We start from the raw sequence: 25,378 nt of genomic DNA on the forward strand, positions 1-25,378 counted from the left end.
CTCCCTATTTTAAAAAGAATGTATTATTATGAAGAAATGGAATACTTCCATACTTACCTGCAATATAACCTTTTTCTATATTCTCATCTTTTCTAACATTTTTTAATTGTGCTAACGAATAAAAATCACTAAACTGATTATTAGTCTTTTCCACAAACCATATCTGATCGCGCCTAAATAAATCTAAGTTTAATAAATTCGTATCGTGGGTTGTAAAAATCAATTGTGCCCCCTTTTTATTAATAACTGGATTTAAAAATAATTGAATTAAGTGAACAACTAAATTCGGATGAAGGCTCGTTTCTAGTTCATCAAAAACTAAAACTTCACCATTCCTCAAAATCTCTAAGAGAGGTCCTCCTAATTCAAATAATTTATTAATTCCTAATGACTCTTCTGACAAACTAATATCCATATGAGGATATTTAAACACTACATCTGATTTTTTAAATTCTTTTCCATTTAAAAAGCTTTTTAATTCCTCTGGCAGGTTAGCTGGTAAATCTTCATTCAATAGCATCATCAAGTGATTATTAATTTCAATATCATGAATATTAACCCCTAATGTTTGAAGAAATTTAAGAAATTCTTCTTTGAATTCTACATCTTTTTCGATATTTTGTAACGTATATTCAAACCAATTATCATTACGAAAGCCTTGATAGACAACTAGCTTTTGACGAATATAATGAAATACTTTTAACACATCTTCAATATTACACCATGAAGCAGCTGATGATAAAAAGAGACGATTCTCCTTCATCTTACTTTCTGCAATTTCAGACAGAACTTTTTTAAAATTTAATCCGTATGTATATGTCTGATGTTTACGATCAAAGATCTTTGCCTGGCGCCCATTTGGAAAATAGTATAGATACTCGTCCATAATCTCTTTATTAGTTAAACTTACACCATAAACATAGCGTACTCCATCTTCTAAAAATTGAATTTCAAATGAAGAAGGTAATCCCTCTTGACTCATTTTATGCGGATAATAAGGTAAAACATCTTGATATTGTAAATTCACACTCGTACTAACAATATGACTTAAATAATCAATAGCATTAATTAAATTAGTTTTACCGGCCCCATTTGCTCCATATATCGCACAGACTGGATTTATCCTTAATTTTGAAGTTTCACCTAATAAATAATTTGAATATGTTTCATCTTTTGTTGCTAGCATTGAAAAAACAATCTCTTCTTTTATCGAGCGATAATTCGCACACTTAAATTGAATTAACATAAATTCTAGCACCTCTCCTTCACTTATCTTCGTCTATTATACCCTATTAATCATCATTTTAAACTCAATTTTTGAGAAAAATCTTCAAAATCAAAGATTAAATATTAATTAAAATTAATTTTTGAATATCTTTACTCTATATTTTATTAGATATGAACCACATTTATATTAGCATTCATAGAAGAACTACTTTTTTATTGACATTTATATCACAAAAGATTTTAAACGCTTTTCCTCATATTTATTAATCAATCACTAATCATGTCTAAAACATAGTTAAAAGCAGAGACAAATTAAACTAATCACACTCACTCCGATGATGTTCGCCCAACAAACGATTGGAAAAATTCATCTATCGTTGCACAAAGTAAAAAAACTACATACCTTGTGAGTATGTAGTTTCGAACCTACTGGTGCTAGACCAATCTTATTAGTATTATATACAAATTACAAATATTAGTGTGGTTCCTTTTTATGTTCTCCTATTAATTTTATCTTATTCGAATCAGTTTGAAATTAGAACAAAAAAACACATACCTTGTGAGTATGTGCTCTTACTTTACTGGTGTATGTCTAACCATAACCTATCTTCATTACTGATTTGTATTAAACTAATACGAAATCGATCTTGATTAAATTATATTATTTTCGTAAAGTAGTGTCAATCACCAATCACTATTTTTTTATTTCTCCTTTTATATTTTCGATTTCTACATTTAGCTGTTCAATTCGTTGTTTTTGATTAATGATAGTATTTTTTAAATCTTCAATTTCTTTCTCTTTTTGCTCTATAATAGATTTCTGATCAGAAATCACTACTTTTAATTTTTCAAGTAATTCATCCTTTTTAGGAATATACTTTTTCAAAATAATGTTATCAATCTCATTTAACAGTTCTTCTCGCAGTTTAAATCGTTTTTTATTAAGTATTCTATATTTACTTACCCGAGTAATTTGGTCCACCTGTATGACGGAATCTTTCTTAAATAGATAAAGATTTTTCCGATTAGTAGTAGCTCTCGATTTTTGAGCAAACACTTCGAATTCATGGATAATAGTCTCTCCTGTTGACTTATCTTTTGTTGCAGCCGTAATAGGAGCTACAATAACCCAATCTTCATGATTATCATATAAAACAACACAAGGATGAGGATAACGTATTTCGGTTCCAATATTACAAGTCCCTAAATCTACTGAGGAAATAATATCCCCACGGCTATAGTTATAATAATTATTATTTAACTTCTTATATTCATTTTGTATCCAAAGATCCTGAAAATGAGCATAATTTACAGTGCGTTCTAGCTTACCTTGACTTAACATTATGCCTGTATGAGCAAATACATTTTGTATTTCATGCAATGCTTCTATAGAAACAGAAGTAGACTGATTTTTATCATATTTATTTTTTAGAGTAGCTCGTAAATCATTAATTAAATAACCCATTTCAAAACTCCTATAAACTTGATATTTACTATATAAAAATTATTATAACACACCTCTTGTAGATGAGGTTATGAAGCGAACAAACTTTCTAAAAAATAAAGCAATTTATAATCTTGAAAATACTGTCTTTCAACCATTACCAGTAAACTCTTTTATTATTGATATCTATTAAAAAATTCACTTAAATAACTTAATATCTAAGTGAATTTTAAAGATTTAACGTCTTAATCTTACCTTTCCAAAACTAAGAGTTAGTAGACTAATCACACTCATTCCTATGATCGCTCCACTAAAATCAATGAGTACATCACGTACCGATGACGTTCGCCCAACAAAAGACTGGAAAAATTCATCCATCGTGGCACAAAGTAGTACTAAAAATAAGGCATAGATCCAACAATTGTGCTCACGTTGTTTGAAACATTTAAAGAGTAAGTAAAGGAGGGTTCCAAGCATGGCGTATTCAAATAAATGAGCTCCTTTACGCACCAATACATGAAGGAGTCGATAAAGTTCTTCTTCATGATAAGCTCTCACTTTTTCAAATAGATTCATCAGTTTGTAAACCAGATAGTCACTGCTCTGTAAAGACGTACTGATCGAGCGTGTCCCCTGATAAAGAATGAATCCGATCATCACTAAAACAAAACATCCCAATAACCCTTTCTTCATCCTGACACCCATCTTAACGTTTCATACATTTTTTATAAAGTCGTTGCCAGTAAGGAATCATTAACATGAAACCAATTCCAGCACTGAGTAGTCCAAGGATACTTAAAGTCTTAAACGTATGTGAAATTAAGTAGCTAATACTTTCACGTAAATAACTCACTTGAATAGCGATATGATGATAAAAACCAGATTGAATCCCACTAAAGAACACAATAAAGATAAATAATCCACCCGCAACGATTCCATATCCACTATAAAGTAATCCGATTTCATATTTTTTACGTTTTTGTTGTCGTCGACTTCGTGGTGATAGGAGCACTTGTAAACCAACAATCAGCATCACAAGTCCCACTAAGCCAGCTGCTAATGATTTAAAATTTAACGCTTCAAGTGATTTCATTACTTGTTGTAACTCACTCATACTTGTGATTTGATCAAAATCAAGTAATCTTAAATTTCCTTTCATGATTTGCATGGCATCTTGTTTCATTAACTCAACGTCTGCTTTTGCAGCCTCATCTAAATAGTACTGATTCTCACTAAAAAAGGCAGCCATTCGTTCATCAAAGCGCGTCTCATACGAGGATAAGTCAAGGGCTTCTATTTTTTGATTACTTCCCTCTAACCAAGCAAGCAACGCATACACATCCCCAATGACCACTTCCTTCACTTCTTCAACACTGATAAATTCACGTAAGGTCTGACGATCAATATTATTAAAAAGCATAATATCATCCAAGCCATTTTGAATGTTTTCTTGAATGGACTGATAGACTTTGGCTTGTTCCATTGCCTGAAGATACGTGGATGGTGTGATGAATGTTGGGAGTATACTCAGTAGACAGATGGCGATGGTTAAAAGCATTAAACTAAAACTAAGAAGCACTGATATGATTTTTTTAATTACAGTCATCTTTTTTTACCTCATTTACTTCAATTGAATAAAATCCGAAACAACAATGTAACGCTCAGGCGTTGGACCATACTTAATAAATGGATAACACGTATACATCGTCAGTTTCTCTTTATCGGTTGGCATTGTCGCCGATACATCATCTGGCGTTGTGATATAAATATCTGAAACTTCATATTCATACGTTCCATAATCTGTTTCAACGTAGACTTTATCTCCAACCACTAAGTCTTTTAATGCATAAAAAGCCGTTTCACGATGTCCTGATAAAACGACGTTTCCACCTTCACCTGGTAATAAACTTCCTACATAATGCCCGACTCCTTTTCGAAGTTGTTCATTTCCTTCTCCTTGATAAATAGATACCTCTAAGTCGGCACTAGGAATATTTAACGTCGCAAATTCATCGCCGATTTTAGGTAGATACATCGTGTGATCATTAATTTGAAACGATGTATGAGTAATTTCTAAATTAGGGTCATAAAAAATAACCGAACTAAACGTCATCGCTTGACTCACGAGCCCCCAAAAAGGAACTAACATCATAATTGAACCGATCACCATTAAAAAAAGAGGGATTACGAGTGTAATCCCTAACCTTTTTAAAAAGTATCGGCGTTTTTCTTTAACTGTTTTCACGCCTACTTCCTCAACTTTCTATGCTTGCATCTCGCGTTTTGAGTTAATCATTAAACCAGCTGCTAATACAACTAATCCTGCACCTGACATTACCATTGTTGGTAACTCTGCACCTGTTGATTCTAAATTTGTATCTGGCATTGGTTTTACTGAACCATTTCCAGCTGTATTGCTTCCGATTACCACTTCAACGGTTGTTTCCATGATGTTTTCAATCACAGAAATCATACCTCCATCAAAGTTTGTTAAAACATCAGCAATGTCATTAGCTGTTAATGATAAAATTGATTGTCCGTTTGCAGATACTAATTTAATTGTATCTACACCGTTTACGATGTCATAGCTTAACACTAATCCAACTTTTGATGAAGCTTTTTTTGCTAAATCCATTAAGTTACTTTTTTCAGTAGCTGATAACGCTGTTAAATCCGTACGTCCATCAATTACAGCGTATGCTTGTTTTACTAATGATTCAAGTTCAGCTTCATCAGCTGTTGATAATTCAACTGATTGTAAATACGTGATTAATTGGTTCGCACTATTTGAAGGCACTCCTAAAGAAACTAATTGATCACGTAATTTCGCTACATCTGTTGTGCTTGCTTCAGCTACCGCACCAAATGATCCAGCTACCAACATAGCAGCTAATGCTGAAATCGTTAATTTTTTCATCTCTTTCACCTCATTTAAACTATTATTCTATCCTCAGAATAGACAATCCAAATTATACCACAACTCCCTTAGAGATAAAAGGTATAAAATGTATATTTATGTATTTTTTGTAAATAAATTCCTTTATTAATTTCATCTTATCTATACAATTAAATAGTCTATACACATACAATTCAAACAAATAACTTAAAATTTTTTAGATCTGTTTAAATTGTATAAAAGAAGAGATAATATTAATCAAAATAACTTTTAACATAATAAGGAATACTTTTAAAGATATTTAAAAATCAATATCATTGAATCGTTTTTGAATTTCTGCTTCCCAAATCATTGAATGTTTAAGAATGTTGATAAACTTTTCATCACTTTTTCCATCTCCAAAATATGAGGCTGATTGCGGATGAGTTTGAAGAGCGGCTTGAATAGAAGCTAAAATTTGAGAAGTATCTTCGTTACAATGAAGAATATTGACATTCTCGTCACTATAGCGTCCACTTTGACGGCATCCTAGATCAATGGCCATCTTTCCATAAACACAGGCTTCACGAATTCCAGAGCTTGAATTTCCAATAATGAAGTCACAGTTTTTTAGTAACGTTAAGAAATATTCAAAACGCATGGATGGATAAACTAAGAAGTTTGGATTATTTTCAAACCGTCTGTATTCTTTTAAAATGACGTCGCTTCCATGATCATTATTTGGATAAATCACAACATATTGTCTACCTGATTCAATGACCGCATCGACGACATTTTTAATATTAGATGGTAATCGTTCCACTTCTGTTGTGACAGGATGATACATTAAAATACTAAATGTTTCAAATGGAATATCGTACTTACCTTTTACTTCATCCATATTTGGTAACGTATCTGAATACATAATATCTAAATCAGGTGATCCAAAAACAAAGACTGATTCTTCTTTTTCTCCTAATTGTAAAATACGTTTTTTCGCTTCCTCATTTGCTACCAAGTGAAAGTGAGCCATTTTTGTGATGGCATGGCGAATCGATTCATCAATGGTTCCTGATACTTCTCCACCTTCAATATGCATCACTTTAATATTATTGAAAGCCCCTACAATAGCTCCTGCTAACGCTTCTAAACGATCTCCATGAACAACGATTAAATCAGGTTTAACTTCATCACAATAATTACTTAGACCCGTAATCGTGTTACTAAGCGAAATATCCATCTGATCATGTGAACTTGATTTTTGATTAATGTATTTATAAATATTTTTAAATCCATCTTTTTCTACTTCATGATAAGTCGATCCGTATTTACTTAACATGTGCATTCCAGTGACAAAGACATGTAATTCGAAATTCGAATTATCTTCTACTTTTTTCATTAATGATTTTAATTTTCCATAATCAGCACGTGTTCCTGTTAAAAAAAGTATTTTTTTCATTATTAATCCTCCAGATCTCCCCATGAAAGATGCTCATCACATTCGATATCTTTATTGATGACACGTCCCATCAATGTTTCATAATGTTCAGCTTTAATTTCCCCTGTACCTGGACGTTTGACCCAAATGTTATCATGTGTTAATACATCACCTTTTTTTAACTCTTTTGTTGTAACAACTGTGGCGAATGCAAAATCAATGGTAACTTGTTCTTCTTTTGCTGCTTCTTTTTTTCCACCACGCATTTGTTGAATCTCAGCACTGCCTTCAATTAACTCTTTTAATTCTTTTGGATCCATTGAACAAACGATATCTGGCCCTGGACGGTCTTTTGAATCTGTGAAGTGACGTTCTAACACCGATGCCCCTAAGGCTGCTGCTGCTAAACAAGCGTTGTTGTTTATCGTGTGATCAGATAACCCAATGATGGCATTAGGGAATTCATTTTGTAATTCAATCATTCCACCTAAACGAACTAAATGAGCAGGTGTTGGATAAAGATTGGTACAATGTAATAATGAATATTTAACCCCGTGCTTCTCCATGATTTCAACTGATTTACGGATACTTTCAATGTCATTCATTCCGGTTGATAAAATAATTGGTTTTCCGTAAGAAGCAATTAAATCGATTAATGGATAGTTATTACACTCTCCTGAACCAATTTTATAAGCTTGAACTCCCATACGCTCTAATCGCTCCGCTGCTGCACGTGAAAATGGCGTACTGATGAAAATCATCCCTTTAGATTCAACATATTCTTTTAATTTAATCTCATCTTCCTCATTTAAAGCACAACGCGCCATGACGTCATAAATTGAAACATCTGTATTTCCTGGAATCACTTCTTTTGCGGCTTTTGACATTTCATCCTCAACCACATGTGTCTGATGCTTAATGACTTCAGCCCCAGCTTCATAAGCTGCATCGACCATCTCAAACGCTGTTTTTAATGATCCTTCATGATTAATTCCAATCTCAACAATCACTAGTGGTGCATAATCTTCACCAATTTTTCTATTTCCAATTTGCATATAGTTTTTCATTCTTAATCACCCTCTAGTCTATTCAAATTCAATCATACTTAATTTACTGTACCTTGCGACCTTTACCTTTTCTTCAATATAACTTACCACAAAGCCTACGACACATGAAGTAGCAATTGTCACAATAGAATAGCTCCATGATGTAACTTCTGGATGATTGTACTTCAAATTAATCACTACAATTGCAGATATGATAAATCCTACATAAGCCCCTAACTTTGTCGCTTTTTTATTAATGACTCCTAATACAAAAATACCTGCTAAAACACCCAGTACTAATCCCATGAAGCTATTAAACCATTCATAGGCTGATTTGATTTCTCCATTCGCTAAAATCATGGCAACAATAATAGAGACAACTCCAACACCTAACGATACCCATTTTGCGATTTGTGTTTGTTTTTCAGTAGAAATTTGTTTTGAAAAGCAACCTTGAATATCTAAAACCCAACTTGTTGCAACAGAATTTAATCCTGTCGAAATGGTTGATTGAGAAGCGGCATAAATAGCAGCCAATAAAATACCTGAGATTCCAACTGGTAATTGATAAACAATAAATGATGCAAAAATTTGATCTTGATGTGCTGTTTGTAACAACCCTGGATTTTGATGATAAAAGACAAATAAGGCTGTCCCAATTAGATAAATAACCGTTGTTGTTCCAATCGATAAGAATCCATTTCCAAAGGTCATTTTACGTAATTCTTTAATATCAGTCGTTGTAGTAAAACGTTGAACAATATCTTGACTTGAAATATAAGAAGAGAATGTGTTAATTCCTGCACCAACTAAAATAATAAAGACACTTGATTTCAGAATATTCGGATCAAAGATTACTTCATCTACGGCTAAAAACTTATCCATAGATAGCGTATTAACGATCTCAATGATTCCTCCATCAATAGAGAAAATTAAATAAACTAATGTGAGTAAAATACCTGCTATCAATACAACACCCTGAATAAAATCTGTCCATAAAACAGACTTTAATCCTCCGCCGTAAGAATAAACGATTGCTATAATCCCCATAATAATAATTAATAAATTAGTATCAATTCCAACTAGCTGAGATAGTACAATTGACGGTAAGTACATAATAATTGACATACGCCCAATCTGGTAAATAATAAATAAGATCGCTCCTAAAACTCGTAATCCTTTACTCTCATATCGTAGTTCCAAATAATGATACGCAGTATCAATATTAAGTTTACTATAAACCGGTAAAAATAACCTAATTGTTAGCGGAACCGCAATAAAAATTCCTAATTGTGCAAACCATAGCAACCATGTCCCACTATATGAGTTTCCAGCAATCGATAAAAAAGAAATTGGACTCAATAACGTGGCAAAAATTGAGACTGAAGTTACCCACCAAGGAATGGACCCGTCTCCTTTAAAATAAGACTTTCCTTCCATCGGACTTTTTGAAAAATATAGCCCTGCCATTAGTACAGCTAATAAATAAACAATAACAATGATAAGATCAATACTTGTTAATCCATTCATCCTTTACTCACCTTCCTCTCTGATTCTTTAAAACTTAAATTTTTTGTTAATAATAATTCTGCAATTTTCAAATCGAGTAATTCATCGATATCAACATCATACTTTTCGTTCATGACATAAGCTAATCGGTTATCATTCAAACTAGTTTCTAGATTAAAATTCTCATTTAATTTATTAATATAAATGGCTCCATTAACCTTATAGTAATCAGGAAAATCCTGGCGTCGTTGAGTACTTGATGTATTCAATAAGTTAATCACATGTCCAGTATCATCCAGTGTTCTAATGAGAATTGGATGATCTTTAACTTTAGAGATACTCACCAAACTTTCTTCTCCAGAACTAATTAGTTGTTCAATAGCCTCGTCAATATGTTGTGCTTTTCGTAAAGGTTGAGTTGGTTGGAGTAAAACAACATAATCATACTCCTCCCCCATCTCTTTTAACGTCTCAATACAATGCACCATTGCATCAATTGTTTTGGCAGTATCTGATGCTAAATAGTCTGGTCTTAAGAAAGGAACATCCGCCCCCCACTCCCTGGCCACTTTAGCAATTTCCTCACCATCCGTTGAAACGACAATACGATCAATACACTTAGACTTTTTGGCAGCTTCAATTGAATAAGCAATCAATGGCTTACCATTTAAATCAATAATATTTTTATCCTTAATCCCTTTACTCCCTGCTCGGGCAGGAATAATCGCTAAGATTCTATTCATCTCTTATCTCTCCTGTCTTATTTACCTATCTTTTTAATAGTTTGAACTTATAAAATATATATCCCCCATAAATAATAATAAAAATAATTAAAGCTGTATATCTGATTATTATCTGATTTAAAACAACATAAATAATTACGGTAAATATCGTCATAAATATACTTGATCTAATTAAATAGCTATCAGGAATATCTCTATGCTTTAGTAAATACGAGGTTATAATATAATGAAAAACTAACATTAAAAAATAAGAAATAGCTGTTGTTAAAGCTGCTCCTATTACTCCTAATTTTGGAATTATCCAAATATTTAATATGATATTAATAATAGCCGCTCCCATTGTTGCAATTGGAATTAGTGTTGTTTTTTGTTTATAAAATTGATAATTAACGTAAAAACTATAGTAAAAAACAAAGAAATAGCCTAAAGCAATAAGTGGTACAATATAAATCCCTTGAACATACTCTTTTCCCCCCATTAGATAGACTAATTCAGGTGAAACTAACAAGAAACAACTAACTAACCAAATAAAGAAAATAATATATTGTTTACTATATTCTTTGATTAAACAGTGGTTTTTGACTTTAAGCTGTTCAAAATACCATGGTATCCAAGCATTGTTTATTGATTGCCAAATCATACTTATGATTGAACCTAGACTATATGAAAAGCTATAAATTGCTGTTGCAGCATGATCTTTACAATATGAAATCATATAACGGTCAGCAACGTTTAAAACTTGACTACTTAAACTATGAAAAATAAGAGGCAATGACAGTTTCAATCCATCAATCCAATCTTTTTTTACAAAAAATAGATTAATACGTGAAATATACTTTAATAAAATATATATACCTATAAACCCTGTTGAAATAATACCTGCTATTACTCGAGCTAAATAAGTATTATTTTTAAATAATAAAACAAAATTTAAAGATAAAAATACATTTAAAAACGTTGTAACAACTGAAAAAATTAAATGTTTTTGAGGAAGCTTTTTAATTACTAATTCTGACATATAAATATTTACAATTATACCCAAAAACGATTGGAACAATAACATTATACCAAACATTAGTGATGGAACTTGAATAACATCAATCAAAAAAGGAAAAGTTACTAAAAGACTAAGGCTAATAAAAAAACCTACTAGTGGAAATAAAGATATATTTGAAACGTACCTTTCAAACTCTTCAATATTTTTGTTTCCGTATGAAATACTGACAGTTCCATTTATCTGTAATCCCATCAATATACTAACTATGCCTACACTAGCTGTATATATAGAATACGATCCATAATCTTCAGGTAACATTAGACGAGTAAAAATAGGTAACGTAAAAAACGATATTCCTTTTAATAAAATATTTCCTATAAAATAAATAATACTAGATTTTAAAAAGTGATTTTTCATTTTCTCTCAACTTTCTATCTTTATCAATATATATCTAAGCGATCTTCGGTTAATCTCTTGTATATATATCTCTTGTATATACTTTATCAATAACTTCTATCAATTCTTGGCATAAGCGATTTGAAACAATTACATCACTCATTGCTTTGAATTTATCTAAATCTTTAATTACTTTTGAATTATAAAATGTCTCTTCTGTTAAGACTGGTTCATAAACAACAACATCTATTCCTTTCCCTTTTAGACGCTTCATAATTCCTTGAATCGATGAGGCGCGGAAATTATCCGAATCCGTCTTCATTGTTAAGCGATAAATCCCTACGGTTTTAGGATTTCGCTTCATAATCATATCAGCGATATGATCTTTACGTGTGCGATTGGCATCTACAATGGCTTCAATAATGTTATTAGGAACATCTGCATAATTCGCACGAAGTTGTTTGGTATCTTTGGGTAAACAGTATCCTCCATATCCAAATGAAGGATTATTGTAATGCGTTCCAATACGTGGATCAAGCCCAACTCCCTCAATAATTTGCTCAGTATCTAAACCTCGGATTTCAGCGTACGTGTCTAGTTCATTAAAGTAAGCAACACGTAACGCTAGATAAGTGTTTGAAAATAGTTTAACAGCCTCAGCCTCTGTTGAATTAGTGAATAAAACAGGAATATCTTCTTTGATCGCACCTTCGACTAAAAGATCCGCAAAACAACGTGCACGTTCCGATTGTTCTCCTACAATGATACGTGATGGATATAAATTATCATATAAGGCACGGCCTTCACGCAAAAACTCTGGTGAAAAAATAATATTATCTGTCTCAAACATTTTACGTACTTTTTCTGTGTATCCAACAGGTACGGTTGATTTAATCACCATCGTCGCCTCTGGATTAATCGATAAGACATTAGCAATCACAGCTTCGACTGATCTTGTATTGAAATAGTTCAATTCGGGATCATAATTCGTGGGTGTTGAGATAATGACATAATCCGCATCTTTATAAGCGGTAAGAGTATCGGTTGTTGCCACCAAGTTTAACTCTTTTGTCGCTAAATATTCTTCAATCTCAGCATCCACAATTGGAGATCTTCTCTCGTTAATCATGTTAACCTTTTCTTCAACAATATCTAAAGCAATTACCTCATTATATTGAGCAAGTAAAATCGCGTTTGATAACCCTACATATCCTGTTCCAGCTACCGTAATTTTCATTTAAATCTCCTCCCTTTTTATTCTTTTCTAATTTCACTGATTTTCAATATTTAATTAAAGAACTAGATAATCTACATCATCATTAAAAATTGATTGTACAAATGAATTTATTTATAGATATTTATTTAAACATAGATCTTTAATAGAACTTTTTTTTGACTTTTTAAATTTTTATAGTGATCTATGTTTCTATACTTAAAGACTCTGGCTGGATGACCTCCAGCTATTGCATACGGTGGAATATCATTGACTACTGTGCTTCCTGCTTGAATTATTGCTCCTTCGCCGATCTTAACTCCACCTAAAATTATTACTCTTGACCCTAACCAAACATTATCTTGAATTACTACATCTTTTTGAATATACGTATTATCATAAGGAATAGCACAGCCATTATCATAGTTATGATAATTAGTTATAATTAGACAATCTTCTCCAGAGTGGAAATTATCTCCAATGAAAACCTCACCTTTCCCTGTAATCTTTATACCATTAAAATGAATATTATTTGCTAAAGTTGTATGACTAGTAACAATAGAATTATTATTCACTTTTATATACTTACCGTAACTTTTACACATCATTTTAACTTTACTTGTATAAATATATATCTTTATTTTTCTATAAGTTTTGAACATTAACTTAATAATAAATTTCATTATCTCACATCTCTATCTTAATTTATTTACATAATTGTATCATTTTTTCTAAAGCATCCTGACTCCAAAAATGATTCTTTTTACTAGTTTTATTAACATTTAATTGCTTTAATAAGTAGATGATATCACTAATGTTATTTATTAAAACAGCGTATCCACTAGTATATAAATCACTCACAAAATCTGCTTCTGACATATTTAAAATATAAGTTTCTAAATCAAAAGCTAATCCTTCGTATAGAGCAGTAGAATACACACCTATCTGAATAAATGATTTTTCAAACAAATTATAAATATTTATATTGTAATCGATAACCTCTATAAAATCACTGTTTTCATACAACCACGGATAATTTACTTTCCAACATAAATATTCTGCAGGATGAAGTTTATAAATAATCTTATAATTTAAATTTCTCTCCCTCAACTCTTCTCCTAACTGAACAGCCAACTTACTAAGTTCATATCCTATTGTAGCTTGTGAAATAAACAATATACATTCTCTTTTTTTATATAAATTATTGTTTTTAACGTACTTTTCAATATAAGGAAAACCTACTATATGTTGTCTTGAGTCATCGATTGGAAGTCTGGTATTATACTTCCAATATTCTGAAAATAGGAATATTTCATCAGGAAAAAAACTATGGATTCTTTTTTTACTATAATTATAATTTATATGTTTTTTACCTAAAATTCCGTGCTGTAATTCGATAGTTCTAATATTTTTTTTCTTAGCTATTTCGTTTATAATCATATTTTCAAAATTATAATGAACTACTTCAATAATAAGGCGCGGATTTATTTTGTTTAAAATTTTATTTAGTAAGAAATATTTAATTTTATAATGAATATATAAATTTTTAACATCGAGTAATATTTTTTTGGGATTAATTTTTAAATTTAATTCATTTTCTAAAATGTTTATTACATCTATCATTTCAATTTCTAAATTCAATAAAGATCTATTATGCATCAATTTAAGAATAGGTGAAGTAATATACGTAATAATATCAATAAAATCCATATACATTACATCACACTCATCTATTCTTGGAACATGTTTCCCTTGATAACTTTTCTCCATGATTATTAAATTATCTTTCGATAGACTTTGTATTAATAATTCAGTATAAATACAAACTTCATCACTGGTATCAAAAGCTTTAATTTTTCGTGGATGATTTCTAACTACTATATCCTTATTTTCATTTAAAAATTTAATATTAAGTAGGTTTATAACAGCATCTTTTAAGATTAATAATTTATCATTAAGGCTAAGCTTTTTAAGATCATGAGCCGAACTTCTTTTTAAGTATAAACTCTCATATATTGTTCTTCTAATATACGCCCAATAATGAAATCCCTCTATATTTCTGTCCCAAAAATTATATTTTTCCTCTATTACTAAGAATTTATCTATCAATTCACTCACTCCTTAATGAACTAACTATGCTCTATTTTTTTAAAGTTAATAGATAAGACTAAAATAACACCTAAAAATAACCATATATAAAGCATATTTAAAAAAGTTGTTAGAACAATCGAACAAATTAAGAATATTACTATTCCAATCTTACAAATATATTTAAATATAGATTTACTGATAAAGATTTTATAAAATATATAAATTAATAGTAAAAAATTTATAAATCCAAAATCAGCTAAAAACTCAATGAAAAAGTTATGTATATTACCAACTTTGTATATTTGTTTTATAAGGAGGTCATTACTAACTAATGTCTCAGTTGCACCTACTCCTAACCCTAAAAAAGGGCTTTTTATAAATAATTCAAATCCTTTTTTCCACAAATAAAATCTTGTTTGCATTGAGTTGGATTTTAAAATACCATCAGAGAATTGACTCAGAAAAAAGATTATAAAGTTATTTTTTGATATAAAAATTAATAGTAACATGAAAATTGAAAAGATAAAAATATAGGTAGTCATTATCTTACCTAGACTATATTTTTTTTTATTTAATTTTTGATTCCCTCCTAAAATGACAATAAATATTATCAAAATAATTTGACATATCTTTGCATCTGTTACAAAAGTAATTAATATAGATCCTAAGTAGATAAAATAAATTAGAAATTTATTATTTTTTTCATATTTTATATAAAAAACTGTTAACAATAATGAAAACATTGTTACAAAAACTGCTAAATCATTAGGATTATAAAATTGAACAAGAGGATGATGAAATCCTAAGCTATTCAATCTTGTCGACCATATAGGATGATAAGAAAATAAATACTGACCAAACAAAGTTTCTTCCACACTAAATAATATCACAAGTATAACGTTCAATTGGATATTTTTCATTAAGCTTTTAATATTTGAATAATTTCTCAAATATAATAAACATATTAAAACTAACACTATTCCATAAAAATAATTGACATAATGACCAATAGACTGTTTAAAAGATGGAACTAATGAGAGAGAAAATCCTCCATATATTAAAAAATATAACCAGATAAAAATAAAAACATATATTTGACTTGATAACTTTATCCCCTTAAATAAAGTTTTTAAAAATAGAGCCACTAGACATATCAGGGATACTATTCTATACAATGTTATATTTCCTATACTAGAGATGTAAGTAATAGATAAAGCATTCGACCATATTGCAGAAACTATAGTAATATGAAACAGTATTGAAGTAATATTAAATCTAAATTGTATCTTATTAATATTTAATCTCCTCCGTATGAATTTAAATTATATAATATGTTAAGTATCTATGTTGACTATCGATAACAAATTAAATTTTTTTATATCAAATCCTAGAGAAAATGATACTAGCTTTTTTCCTATATATAGTGACTAGATTACAAACACTATGGATAGGTTACAATTAATTAGACAGTTTTTTTAAGGTCATGTAGAATTATAAATCATATCAATCTAAAGGAGCTTTAACATGACCCAAACTAAAACTCGTAGACCTCGCCGTACTTACTCAGATGAATTTAAGAATCAATGGGTCACCTAGCATGCAAAGCATAAGTCCTCCACTGCTAGGGAATGAGCTCAACTTTATCTCAATGGTAAGCGTAAATGTGATATTGTTCGTGAATATGATCTTTCATCGTCTTTACTCGATAAATGGATTAAGCAATCGACTTCTACTGGTTCTTTTAAGGAGAAAGATAACCGTTCGGAAGAAGAACAAGAATTAATCCAACTACGCAAAAAGGTTAAACAATTAGAAATGGAAAATGATATTTTATACCCGCAAGGGGTACGCCGAAGCAAGCCGCGCTGATCTTAGGACAAAATAACTGTGATTAAAAACAATACTCACAAATATTCAGTTTCAGCGATGTGTAAAGTCCTTCATGTGCCTCGTAGCACTTATTATTACGAATCTAAACCGAGGAAAGATGAAGCTCAACTGGTTACTGATATCATTGAGATTTTTCGTCGAAGCCGAAACAATTACGGAACTCGAAAAATTAAGCAAGAATTGAAAAAGGGGGGACAACAGGTTTCACGCCGTCGCATCGGTCGTATCATGAAACAAGTTGGTCTTGTCTCAAACTATACGGTCGCTCAATTTAAGCCATATCCAGCTAAATGTAACGAAGATAAGATCAAAAATATCGTGGATCGTAACTTTAATGAACAGCCTCATTTAAACGTGGTTGTCAGTGATTTAACGTACGTTAGAGTTGGTCATCGCTGGCACTATCTTTGTGTGCTTGTTGACCTGTTTAATCGTGAAATTATTGGTTATAGTTCCGGTCCCAATAAGGATGCAGCATTAGTTAAGAAGGCTTTTTGTACATTCAAAACTAACCTAAGTCAAATCAAGATCTTCCACACTGATCGGGGAAATGGGTCACCTGCCATTTACGAAGTAAATGTATCCTCCGCTGGTAGGGAATGAATTTAAGAATCAAATCATTGATGAGATTTTAGATACGTTTAACATTGAGCGATCTCTAAGCACGAAAGGATGTCCCTATGATAACGCTGTCGCAGAAGCGACTTATAAAGTAATTAAAACCGAATTTGTTAATCAACACTTATTTGAAACACCAGAACAATTAGGCTATGCATTTGCCGACTATATAAATTGGTATAACAATCATCGGATCCATTCTTCTCTTTAAAAGAATACATAGAAATTGATTTATTACTCCAGTAAATTCAAAGAGAGATCATATTCAAGAATAATTTCACCGTTATATTTACCATTTAAGTAAAGTTTAATTGAATTATGAATTTATTTATTTTGTAAATATTTATAATATCTCATAGTTCTTATTACACTAGTAAATAAAAAAGAATTTGTATACTTAATCTAAGATAATACTGTTGTAAATACTTAAAAATTCATTAGAAATAACTTCTGAAGAAAATTTAAAGCTGCTTAAAGTAGTGTTTTTTACCAATATATCATAATTTTCTATAGCTAGCTTTATTTTATTTGAAATATCAACCTCATCATAACAGTCAACGCAATACCCTACTAGTCCATTTTCAAACTGACCGTCAAATCCCTCATTTTTGGTATATATTACAGGAATACCTTGTGATAATGCTTCTGCATAAACTAATCCAAAACTTTCAGTAATAGAAGGCATTAAAAAAATATGATTTTTTCTATATTGTTTAATTAATTCTTCTTTAGATAATTGATAAATTCGATTTATAAAACTATACTTTAAAAACTTCTTCTCAAGATCTGATTGCCCTACTTTACCGACTATCGAGAACTCTATTTTATACCCTTGATTTATTAAGCGTTCTATGGCTAAAATAGATTTTAACAAATTTTTCCGTTTATTAATTTGCCCTACATAAATAATTTTTATAACATCTCCTATTATATTAGTTTGAGTATGACAATTATCTAACCAGTAATTATCAATAGGATTAGGTATTACTACAGATTTCTTTATTATATCTGTTTTTAGAGAATCATAAATATATGTAGTTATCAACCTTTCTTTATACATTGGAGATAAAAATACTATTGCATCTGCATTAGCTAAAATTTCATTTCCTAGTCTTCTTAGGTATTTAATCTTCTTAAAGAAGAAATTAATATCTGTATCACGTATCGTTACTACATAAGGTATTTTATAAACCTCTTTTAGTTTCATGGCGTGATATCCATTAGTAAATAAAGAATGAGCATGTATTATATCAAATTCATTCCATCTATATTGGTTTATTAGGTGACGATATATTTTGTTACCTTTATATTTAAATAGGAGTCTATCATACTTATTAAAACATTTCACGATACTAACATGTTTATCGTATCTTAAATCACATTCCTTACGAATAATATAATCTTTTTGAATTGGAACAAAGGTTTTTATACTAGAGCATTCTTTCATTAAAACTTTCTCAAGTGTATTATGTACGGAAGAGCTTAAAAAGTAAGAATTAATATTTAATAAATTCATAATTCCTCCCTTGATTAAATTATTTATTATAACCGTTCAATCTTTAAATAATATTAATATATATAGAAACAGAAATGTATTTCATCATTGTATATCAGTCTTAGTTGAGCAATTACTTTAATACTAAGGCAGACTATAGTCCAGCTAAAAGTTTTCCGATATGAAAAACTTATCTGGACTTATATATTTATTGACTAATTAGTTAATATTAACTAAGACAAAGAATCCTTATCTATATATCGGAATAAGAGGATTCCAGCTTGTTTATAAATCTACGCTATTTATTTCTTTAGATAGGTTACAATTAATTAGACAGTTTTTTTAAGGTCATGTAAAATGATAAATTATATTAATCTAAAGGAGCTTTAACATGACCCAAACGAAAACTCGTAGACCTCGCCGTACTTATACAGATGAATTTAAAACTCAATTAGTCCAGCTTTATTTAAATGGAAAACGTACATGTGATATTGTTCGCGAATACGATCTTTCACCCTCTATACTCGACAAATGGATTAAACAATCGACTTCTATCGGTTCTTTTAAAGAGAAAGACAACCGAACAGACGAAGAAAATGAATTGATTCAACTTCGTAAGAAGATTAAACAACTTGAAATGGAAAATGATATTTTATACCCGCAAGGGGTACACCGAAGCAAGCCGCACTGATCTTAGGACGAAAATAAATGTGATTAAAAACAACACTCATTTATGCCCTGTGGGTACAAATATTCTGTTTCAGCGATGTGCAAAGTCCTTCAGGTGTCTCGTAGCACTTATTATTACGAATCTAAACCGAAGAAAGATGAGGCTCAACTGGTTACCGATATCATTGAGATTTTTCGTCGAAGCCGAAATAATTATAGGGTCCCCGTCCTTTCCGAAGGAAAGGTATCCTCCTTTGATGGGCAGTAGACTCGAAAAATTAAACACGAATTAAACAAAATGGGACAACAAGTTTCTCGTCGTCGCATCGGTCGTATCATGAAACAAGAAGGCTTAGTATCAAACTATACGGTCGCTCACTTTAAGCCGCATTCAGCAAAATGTAACGAAAATAGGATCGAAAACATCGTGGATCGTCACTTTGATAAGCAGCCTTATTTAAACGTGGTTGTCAGTGATTTAACATACGTCAGAGTCGGTCATCGCTGGCACTATCTTTGTGTACTTATTGACCTATTTAATCGTGAAATTATCGGTTATAGTTCGGGTCCTAATAAGGATGCAGAATTAGTTAAGAAGGCATTTTGTACCGTCCAAACGAACTTAAGTCAAATCAAGATTTTCCACACAAATCGGGGAAATGAATTTAAGAATCAAATCATTGATGAGATTTTAGATACGTTTAACATTGAGCGATCACTCAGTATGAAGGGTTGTCCTTATGATAACGCTGTCGCAGAAGCCACTTACAAAGTGATTAAAACAGAATTTGTAAACAATCAAAGGTTTGAAACACAAGAACAGTTAGGCTGTGAATTTGCCGATTACGTTAACTGGTATAATAACCATCGGATTCATTCTTCACTGGAATACTTAACCCCAGTTGAATATCGTCAAAATACCCTTAAAAAAGTTGTTTAGTTTAGTGTTGACAATCCATTTTATGAATACAATTAAATAGAATATTAATTCTTAATGTATAGAACACTATATGCATATAAAATTTATCTAGACTTTAATTAGGCTAGTCACCTACACTTATCCATAGTAGTATTAATTAAAATAAATGTTTTTTAAATGCATTTGCAGCATAAAAAATAAAATAATAAGCACATTTACATACGGATAATCGTTCTATATTTCTACAATTTTTCCAATGATTTAAGGCAGCCTTTATTTTGTTATTAGAAATAGATCCGCTCACTTTTCTATAATAAGCTAAAGATTCATTAAGACCATATGCGGTATATCCTGATCTCAGTAATTTAGCCCATGTCATTGAGTCATGATCTTTCTTTACGTCTACCAATCTAATACTTCCAGTAATTTCTGTATTAATCATTACTGTTAATGTTCCAATTATAGTATTCTTCATAAACTGACTATAACTTAACTTATTAGGTACGTTTATTAACTTATTATCTCCTTCTTGAATTATTTCATATGCTGTATAAGTAAATGCATAGTTATTATCTAACATAAATTTAAGTTGAGTTTCTAGCTTATCAGGTTTCCACATATCGTCAGCATCTAAAAAAGCTATAAATTTACCATTAATATTTTCTAAAGCAACGTTTCTAGCTCTTGCTGCACCTGAATTGTGAGATAACTTAATGTAACGAATACGTGGATCTTTAAATTGAGCAATAATACTTGCTGTTTCATCTATGGAACAATCATCTACAATTAGCATTTCCCAGTTAGTATACGTTTGAGATAATACACTTTTAATAGTATCTTTAATATATTTTTCTGAATTATATACAGGCGTAACAATTGAAACTAAATTTTTTTGATTATTCAAATTTATTCTCCTTTAAGTTAATCTTTTTACTATTTACTTAACAGTTTCTTACTTAATGAAATTTTAACATCATAAGTTTTTTTATCTATTTTCTGAGTTCTGATTAAATAGTCTCCGAAGTCTTCTGCCGTTTGCATACCATCTGCATGAATATTTTCTCGGAAAAAAACTTTGGATATTGTACTCAATATAATCTTAAAATCTCCTACAAACGTGATTTTTTTAATATAATCTAAATCATAATTCAATTTTTGTTCCCATGAAATTGAGTTTCTACCACTCACTTGTGCTAAGCCTGTTAATCCCGGTAAAACTTCTTGCCTTTTAATTTGGTTGGTATCAAAAAAAACCATATCACGAACTAGTTGTGGTCTTGGACCTACTAATGACATATCTCCTTTTAAAACATTCCATAGCTCTGGTAATTCATCCAAACTTGTACTTCGTAACCATTTTCCAAATTTAGTAAGTCTAATATCATCTGGTAATAGTTCTCCATTCCCATCTTTTTCATCTGTCATTGTCCTGAACTTATACATGGTGAAAATTTTACAATCCTTTCCTGGACGTTTTTGCTTAAAAATAACTGGATTACCTAATTTAAGACGAACTAACGCTGAGACAATTATAATAACTGGGGAGAGTATAATAATAGCTCCTAGTGAAATAATAATATCCAAGACTCTTTTAAAATATTTATGATACATATTTAGAATAACTCCTTAATTCTAGAAATAATTTTTTGCTGTTGTTCTTTAGTCATCTTTGTATCACTTGGTAAACAAACTCCTCTATAAAAAAAATCTTCCGAAACAGGCGTTTCTTTACTTGCTGTAAAGAATGGATATTGTTTAAATACAGGTTGAAGATGCATCGGTTTCCAAACCGGACGTGATTCAATATTTTCTTGTTCAAGTGCTAACATAATATCAAGTGGTTTCACTTTTGAATCTTCTTTTAACGTCATGACTGATAACCAGTAGTTGGATTTACCGAAGTCACAAATATTCATCATTTCAATCTCTTCAATATCTTTGAATGATTCCTGATAAATTTCATAAATTTCTTTTTTCTTTTGAATACGATCATTTAACACTTTAAGCTGTCCACGGCCAATCCCCGCTACCACATTTGACATACGGTAGTTGTATCCAAGTTCTTGATGTTCGTAATGACGCTCATTTTCACGTGACTGTGTCGCCCAAAATGTCGCTTTTTTCGTATAGGCTTCATTATTTGAAACTAGCATCCCACCTCCTGATGTCGTAATGATTTTATTCCCATTAAACGAATAAATTCCGATATCACCGATCGTTCCACTCATACGTCCTTTATAAGTCGCGCCGAGTGATTCAGCCGCATCTTCTAAAATCGGAACACCGTATTTTTGGCAAAGTTCTAAAATCGGATCTAAATCAGCACTTTGCCCATATAAGTTAACAACCACCACTGCTTTTGGAAGTTGGTTGTTTTTTTCTGACTCTTCAAACGCTAATTTTAATGCTTTTGGACACATATTCCAAGTTTTTGCATCGCTATCGATAAACACAGGTGTCGCTCCTAAGTAAAGAATCGGATTACATGAAGCAGAAAATGTGAGTGTCGAACAAAAAACGACATCACCTTTTTTGACTCCTAATGCCTTTAATCCTAAATGAATAGCTGCTGTTCCACTTGAAAGCGCTGAAGCCCACTGAACGCCAACATAGTCTGCTAACTCTTGTTCAAAATTCGTGACGTTTGGACCAAGTGGCGCCACCCAGTTCGTTTCAAACGCCTCTTTCACATACTGCTGTTCATACCCCTGTTCACTCATATGCGGTGATGCTAAATATATACGCTCACTCATCTCTCTCCTCCTTATCCAACTTTAGATTGTCGACAAACTACAGTGTTTTCATGAATCTCCTGATCTTGTTCGATTGATTCTTTATGATGACTTGGTTCTTCATAAGTCGGAACGACTTCTTTTAATTTCTGTTTTAATTCTTGAATGCCTTTTGTTTTCGCCACTTGTAAAAGATCTTGAATTTGTGATTTCACCGTTGTTAATTCAAATTCACTTGGTTTTCCAATAAATATTTTTTGATGGCGCGTCTCTGTTAATCCTTCTTCATCCATCAATAACTCTTCGTACAATTTTTCCCCTGGGCGAAGCCCTGTGACTTCGATTTCAATGTCTACATGTGGTTCATAACCGGATAACTTAATGAGATTTTCCGCTAAATCATAAATCTTCACGGGTTTTCCCATATCAAGTACAAAGATTTCTCCACCTTTGGCAAATCCTCCTGCTTGAAGTACGAGTTGTGCGGCTTCTGGAATCGTCATAAAGTAACGGGTAATGTCTTTATGCGTTAACGTCACCGGCCCACCTTTAGCAATTTGCCTTTTAAACAGTGGCACGACTGATCCATTCGATCCAAGCACATTTCCAAAACGCACCGCCACATACTCGGTTTCGCTTTTTGGATTGATCGCCTGAATAATCATTTCACATAAACGTTTCGTCGCTCCCATGACATTCGTTGGATTGACCGCTTTATCCGTTGAAATGAGCACAAAGCGTTTCACCCCATAAACACTCGCCAGTTCCGCTGTATTGAGTGTTCCAAGCACATTATTTTTAATCGCTTCAGACGGACTCACTTCCATGAGTGGTACATGTTTGTGTGCGGCCGCATGAAACACGACATTTGGCTGGTACGTTTGATAAATCTCTTCTAATCGATGACGATCTCGAACCGAGGCAATCAACGTCACTAAATTTAAGTTTGGATACTGACGTAACAATTCATTTTGTAAATCATACGCATTATTTTCATAAATATCTAAAATAATGAGTTGCTTTGGATTAAACTTTACAATTTGACGACAAAGTTCTGAACCAATCGATCCTCCACCACCCGTCACCATCACGACTTGATGTTCTAAATACTCATGAATCCCTTCATAATCAAGCTTAATCGAATCCCGAGCCAGTAAATCCTCTACTTGTACCTCACGAATCATGTTAAGATTAAACTTACCATCAATGAGTTCAAAAAGCCCCGGCATCATTTTAACCGTTAATCCAAGTTGTTTAATCGTGAGTGAAACTTCTTTTAGAAGACTTTCCTCAATATTTGCAATGGCGATAATGACTTCATCAATTTGATGTTGATGAACGATTTGTTCTAAGTCTTCATGTGTTCCATATACCGGTGTATTTCCAATCACCGTGCCTAATTTTTCTTGATCATCATCCATAAAACCAATGACTTTTTTCCCTAAATGAGGGTTTCGCTTATATTCATTCGCCACTAAGCTTCCACCCATACCAGCTCCATAAATCAAAACGCGCTGAACCTTATGCTGATATTCATATTGACGTGAGATGATCATTCGACGAATGATACGCCACAAAATACGAACTCCGTTACAAAGTAGCATTGCCAAAATCCCAGCAAGTGTCGTCACGAGTAATGGTACACGATGAGGAAGTAGCATTGAAATCATCAAGTTAATGATCGTTCCCCCCATAAACGCCAGCGTTCCAAGCATAAAATCCTCAATTCCCGCTAACGTCCAAATACTTTGATACTGCTTCATGATCCATTGACAAAGCAATAAGACACCTAACCCAAACATCACTTCCCACTGGTGTGTCATTAAAAGAGCTAACGTCTCACTTAGGGGATTTCCTTCTAAGTAATAACGAAACATCATCGCTAATCCATACGATAGTAGAATTAACAACGTATCAATCCCTATTAAAACTCCCTTTTTCACACGACGCTTTTTAAGAATTGGTCCCTGTAATATTAATTCTCTCATGTGCGACCTCCTCCACTTTAAATCATCTATCGGTTATCAAATCATGAAACAGTGTCATTTCTACAAGATGACATCCTTATTTAATCAG

The 25,378-nt window shown here is 31.5% G+C and carries 20 protein-coding genes and 2 pseudogenes; 2 read left to right on the forward strand and 20 right to left on the reverse strand.

All coding sequences use genetic code 11. From position 1 onward, the window contains the following. Positions 1–4: 4 nt before the first annotated feature. From JRC48_RS07550 to JRC48_RS07620, 15 genes are all read right to left on the reverse strand, one after another. On the reverse strand, positions 5–1,246 hold the full coding sequence (locus tag JRC48_RS07550) for an ATP/GTP-binding protein (protein WP_235068960.1): 1,242 nt from the start codon (positions 1,244–1,246) through the stop codon (positions 5–7). Between the two features lie 675 nt (positions 1,247–1,921). Then, a complete protein-coding gene (locus JRC48_RS07555) occupies positions 1,922–2,692 on the reverse strand; it encodes a type II toxin-antitoxin system PemK/MazF family toxin (protein ID WP_235068961.1) in 771 nt (256 codons plus the stop codon). A gap of 216 nt (positions 2,693–2,908) precedes the next feature. Further along, positions 2,909–3,364, reverse strand: a complete 456-nt coding sequence (locus tag JRC48_RS07560; protein WP_235068962.1) for a VanZ family protein — start codon at positions 3,362–3,364, stop codon at positions 2,909–2,911. A gap of 13 nt (positions 3,365–3,377) precedes the next feature. After that, on the reverse strand, positions 3,378–4,277 hold the full coding sequence (locus JRC48_RS07565; RefSeq protein WP_235068963.1) for a hypothetical protein: 900 nt from the start codon (positions 4,275–4,277) through the stop codon (positions 3,378–3,380). A 15-nt stretch (positions 4,278–4,292) separates the two neighbouring features. Continuing rightward, positions 4,293–4,916: a class D sortase gene (locus JRC48_RS07570; protein ID WP_235068964.1), complete on the reverse strand. Its 624-nt coding sequence runs from the start codon at positions 4,914–4,916 to the stop codon at positions 4,293–4,295. 18 nt (positions 4,917–4,934) lie between these two features. Further along, complete coding sequence (locus JRC48_RS07575; RefSeq protein ID WP_235068965.1) at positions 4,935–5,588, reverse strand: hypothetical protein; 654 nt, start codon at positions 5,586–5,588, stop codon at positions 4,935–4,937. 280 nt (positions 5,589–5,868) lie between these two features. Then, a complete protein-coding gene (gene neuC, locus JRC48_RS07580) occupies positions 5,869–7,005 on the reverse strand; it encodes a UDP-N-acetylglucosamine 2-epimerase (protein ID WP_235068966.1) in 1,137 nt (378 codons plus the stop codon). Positions 7,006–7,007: 2 nt separating this feature from the next. Continuing rightward, on the reverse strand, positions 7,008–8,051 hold the full coding sequence (gene neuB, locus JRC48_RS07585) for an N-acetylneuraminate synthase (protein WP_235068967.1): 1,044 nt from the start codon (positions 8,049–8,051) through the stop codon (positions 7,008–7,010). Between the two features lie 18 nt (positions 8,052–8,069). Further along, complete coding sequence (locus JRC48_RS07590; RefSeq protein ID WP_235068968.1) at positions 8,070–9,560, reverse strand: sodium:solute symporter; 1,491 nt, start codon at positions 9,558–9,560, stop codon at positions 8,070–8,072. Beyond that, positions 9,557–10,282 carry a cytidylyltransferase domain-containing protein gene (locus JRC48_RS07595; RefSeq protein WP_235068969.1) on the reverse strand — a complete coding sequence of 242 codons (726 nt, stop codon included), beginning with the start codon at positions 10,280–10,282 and terminating at the stop codon, positions 9,557–9,559. The genes JRC48_RS07590 and JRC48_RS07595 overlap by 4 nt, the downstream gene beginning before the upstream one ends. Before the next feature lie 25 nt (positions 10,283–10,307). Further along, entirely contained in the window at positions 10,308–11,696 is a 1,389-nt protein-coding gene (locus JRC48_RS07600; protein ID WP_235068970.1) for a lipopolysaccharide biosynthesis protein, read from the reverse strand. Between the two features lie 49 nt (positions 11,697–11,745). Further along, the gene (locus JRC48_RS07605; RefSeq protein ID WP_235068971.1) at positions 11,746–12,912 is read right to left on the reverse strand and encodes a nucleotide sugar dehydrogenase; all 1,167 of its coding nucleotides are present in this window, start codon (positions 12,910–12,912) and stop codon (positions 11,746–11,748) included. Between the two features lie 125 nt (positions 12,913–13,037). Continuing rightward, the gene (locus tag JRC48_RS07610; protein ID WP_235068972.1) at positions 13,038–13,571 is read right to left on the reverse strand and encodes an acyltransferase; all 534 of its coding nucleotides are present in this window, start codon (positions 13,569–13,571) and stop codon (positions 13,038–13,040) included. Between the two features lie 22 nt (positions 13,572–13,593). Then, positions 13,594–14,997, reverse strand: coding sequence for a hypothetical protein (locus JRC48_RS07615; protein WP_235068973.1), 1,404 nt, complete (start codon positions 14,995–14,997; stop codon positions 13,594–13,596). 20 nt (positions 14,998–15,017) lie between these two features. Then, positions 15,018–16,154, reverse strand: coding sequence for an O-antigen ligase (locus tag JRC48_RS07620; RefSeq protein WP_235068974.1), 1,137 nt, complete (start codon positions 16,152–16,154; stop codon positions 15,018–15,020). Positions 16,155–16,614: 460 nt separating this feature from the next. On the opposite strand from JRC48_RS07620, the pseudogene JRC48_RS07625 reads away from it, so the two are divergent. Then, positions 16,615–17,698: pseudogene (locus JRC48_RS07625) on the forward strand (IS3 family transposase); the annotation flags it as partial. A 186-nt stretch (positions 17,699–17,884) separates the two neighbouring features. Here the strand turns inward: JRC48_RS07625 and JRC48_RS07630 are convergent. Continuing rightward, entirely contained in the window at positions 17,885–19,003 is a 1,119-nt protein-coding gene (locus tag JRC48_RS07630; protein WP_235068975.1) for a glycosyltransferase family 4 protein, read from the reverse strand. 370 nt (positions 19,004–19,373) lie between these two features. Here JRC48_RS07630 and JRC48_RS07635 point away from each other — a divergent pair. After that, a pseudogene (locus JRC48_RS07635) lies at positions 19,374–20,591 on the forward strand (IS3 family transposase). Between the two features lie 136 nt (positions 20,592–20,727). Here JRC48_RS07635 and JRC48_RS07640 read toward each other — a convergent pair. Genes JRC48_RS07640 through JRC48_RS07655 form a run of 4 tightly spaced genes read right to left on the reverse strand, consistent with a single transcriptional unit; the run spans position 20,728 to position 25,290 of the window. Further along, positions 20,728–21,474, reverse strand: coding sequence for a glycosyltransferase family 2 protein (locus tag JRC48_RS07640; RefSeq protein WP_235068976.1), 747 nt, complete (start codon positions 21,472–21,474; stop codon positions 20,728–20,730). Positions 21,475–21,503: 29 nt separating this feature from the next. Further along, positions 21,504–22,181: a sugar transferase gene (locus JRC48_RS07645; RefSeq protein ID WP_235068977.1), complete on the reverse strand. Its 678-nt coding sequence runs from the start codon at positions 22,179–22,181 to the stop codon at positions 21,504–21,506. 2 nt (positions 22,182–22,183) lie between these two features. After that, the gene (locus JRC48_RS07650) at positions 22,184–23,323 is read right to left on the reverse strand and encodes a DegT/DnrJ/EryC1/StrS aminotransferase family protein (RefSeq protein ID WP_235068978.1); all 1,140 of its coding nucleotides are present in this window, start codon (positions 23,321–23,323) and stop codon (positions 22,184–22,186) included. Between the two features lie 11 nt (positions 23,324–23,334). Further along, positions 23,335–25,290, reverse strand: coding sequence for a nucleoside-diphosphate sugar epimerase/dehydratase (locus JRC48_RS07655; protein WP_235068979.1), 1,956 nt, complete (start codon positions 25,288–25,290; stop codon positions 23,335–23,337). Between the last annotated feature and the right edge of the window lie 88 nt (positions 25,291–25,378).

This window comes from Turicibacter sp. TJ11, assembly GCF_021497505.1.
GTDB lineage: Bacteria > Bacillota_I > Bacilli_A > MOL361 > Turicibacteraceae > Turicibacter.

Bases quoted from the DNA above. Each gene is read 5' to 3' on its own strand.
- JRC48_RS07550 (WP_235068960.1), bottom strand. From the start codon at position 1,246: ATGTTAATTCAATTTAAGTGTGCGAATTATCGCTCGATAAAAGAAGAG.
- JRC48_RS07555 (WP_235068961.1), bottom strand. From the start codon at position 2,692: ATGGGTTATTTAATTAATGATTTACGAGCTACTCTAAAAAATAAATAT.
- JRC48_RS07560 (WP_235068962.1), bottom strand. From the start codon at position 3,364: ATGAAGAAAGGGTTATTGGGATGTTTTGTTTTAGTGATGATCGGATTC.
- JRC48_RS07565 (WP_235068963.1), bottom strand. From the start codon at position 4,277: ATGACTGTAATTAAAAAAATCATATCAGTGCTTCTTAGTTTTAGTTTA.
- JRC48_RS07575 (WP_235068965.1), bottom strand. From the start codon at position 5,588: ATGAAAAAATTAACGATTTCAGCATTAGCTGCTATGTTGGTAGCTGGA.
- neuC (WP_235068966.1), bottom strand. From the start codon at position 7,005: ATGAAAAAAATACTTTTTTTAACAGGAACACGTGCTGATTATGGAAAA.
- neuB (WP_235068967.1), bottom strand. From the start codon at position 8,051: ATGAAAAACTATATGCAAATTGGAAATAGAAAAATTGGTGAAGATTAT.
- JRC48_RS07590 (WP_235068968.1), bottom strand. From the start codon at position 9,560: ATGAATGGATTAACAAGTATTGATCTTATCATTGTTATTGTTTATTTA.
- JRC48_RS07595 (WP_235068969.1), bottom strand. From the start codon at position 10,282: ATGAATAGAATCTTAGCGATTATTCCTGCCCGAGCAGGGAGTAAAGGG.
- JRC48_RS07600 (WP_235068970.1), bottom strand. From the start codon at position 11,696: ATGAAAAATCACTTTTTAAAATCTAGTATTATTTATTTTATAGGAAAT.
- JRC48_RS07605 (WP_235068971.1), bottom strand. From the start codon at position 12,912: ATGAAAATTACGGTAGCTGGAACAGGATATGTAGGGTTATCAAACGCG.
- JRC48_RS07610 (WP_235068972.1), bottom strand. From the start codon at position 13,571: ATGAAATTTATTATTAAGTTAATGTTCAAAACTTATAGAAAAATAAAG.
- JRC48_RS07630 (WP_235068975.1), bottom strand. From the start codon at position 19,003: ATGAATTTATTAAATATTAATTCTTACTTTTTAAGCTCTTCCGTACAT.
- JRC48_RS07645 (WP_235068977.1), bottom strand. From the start codon at position 22,181: ATGTATCATAAATATTTTAAAAGAGTCTTGGATATTATTATTTCACTA.
- JRC48_RS07650 (WP_235068978.1), bottom strand. From the start codon at position 23,323: ATGAGTGAGCGTATATATTTAGCATCACCGCATATGAGTGAACAGGGG.
- JRC48_RS07655 (WP_235068979.1), bottom strand. From the start codon at position 25,290: ATGAGAGAATTAATATTACAGGGACCAATTCTTAAAAAGCGTCGTGTG.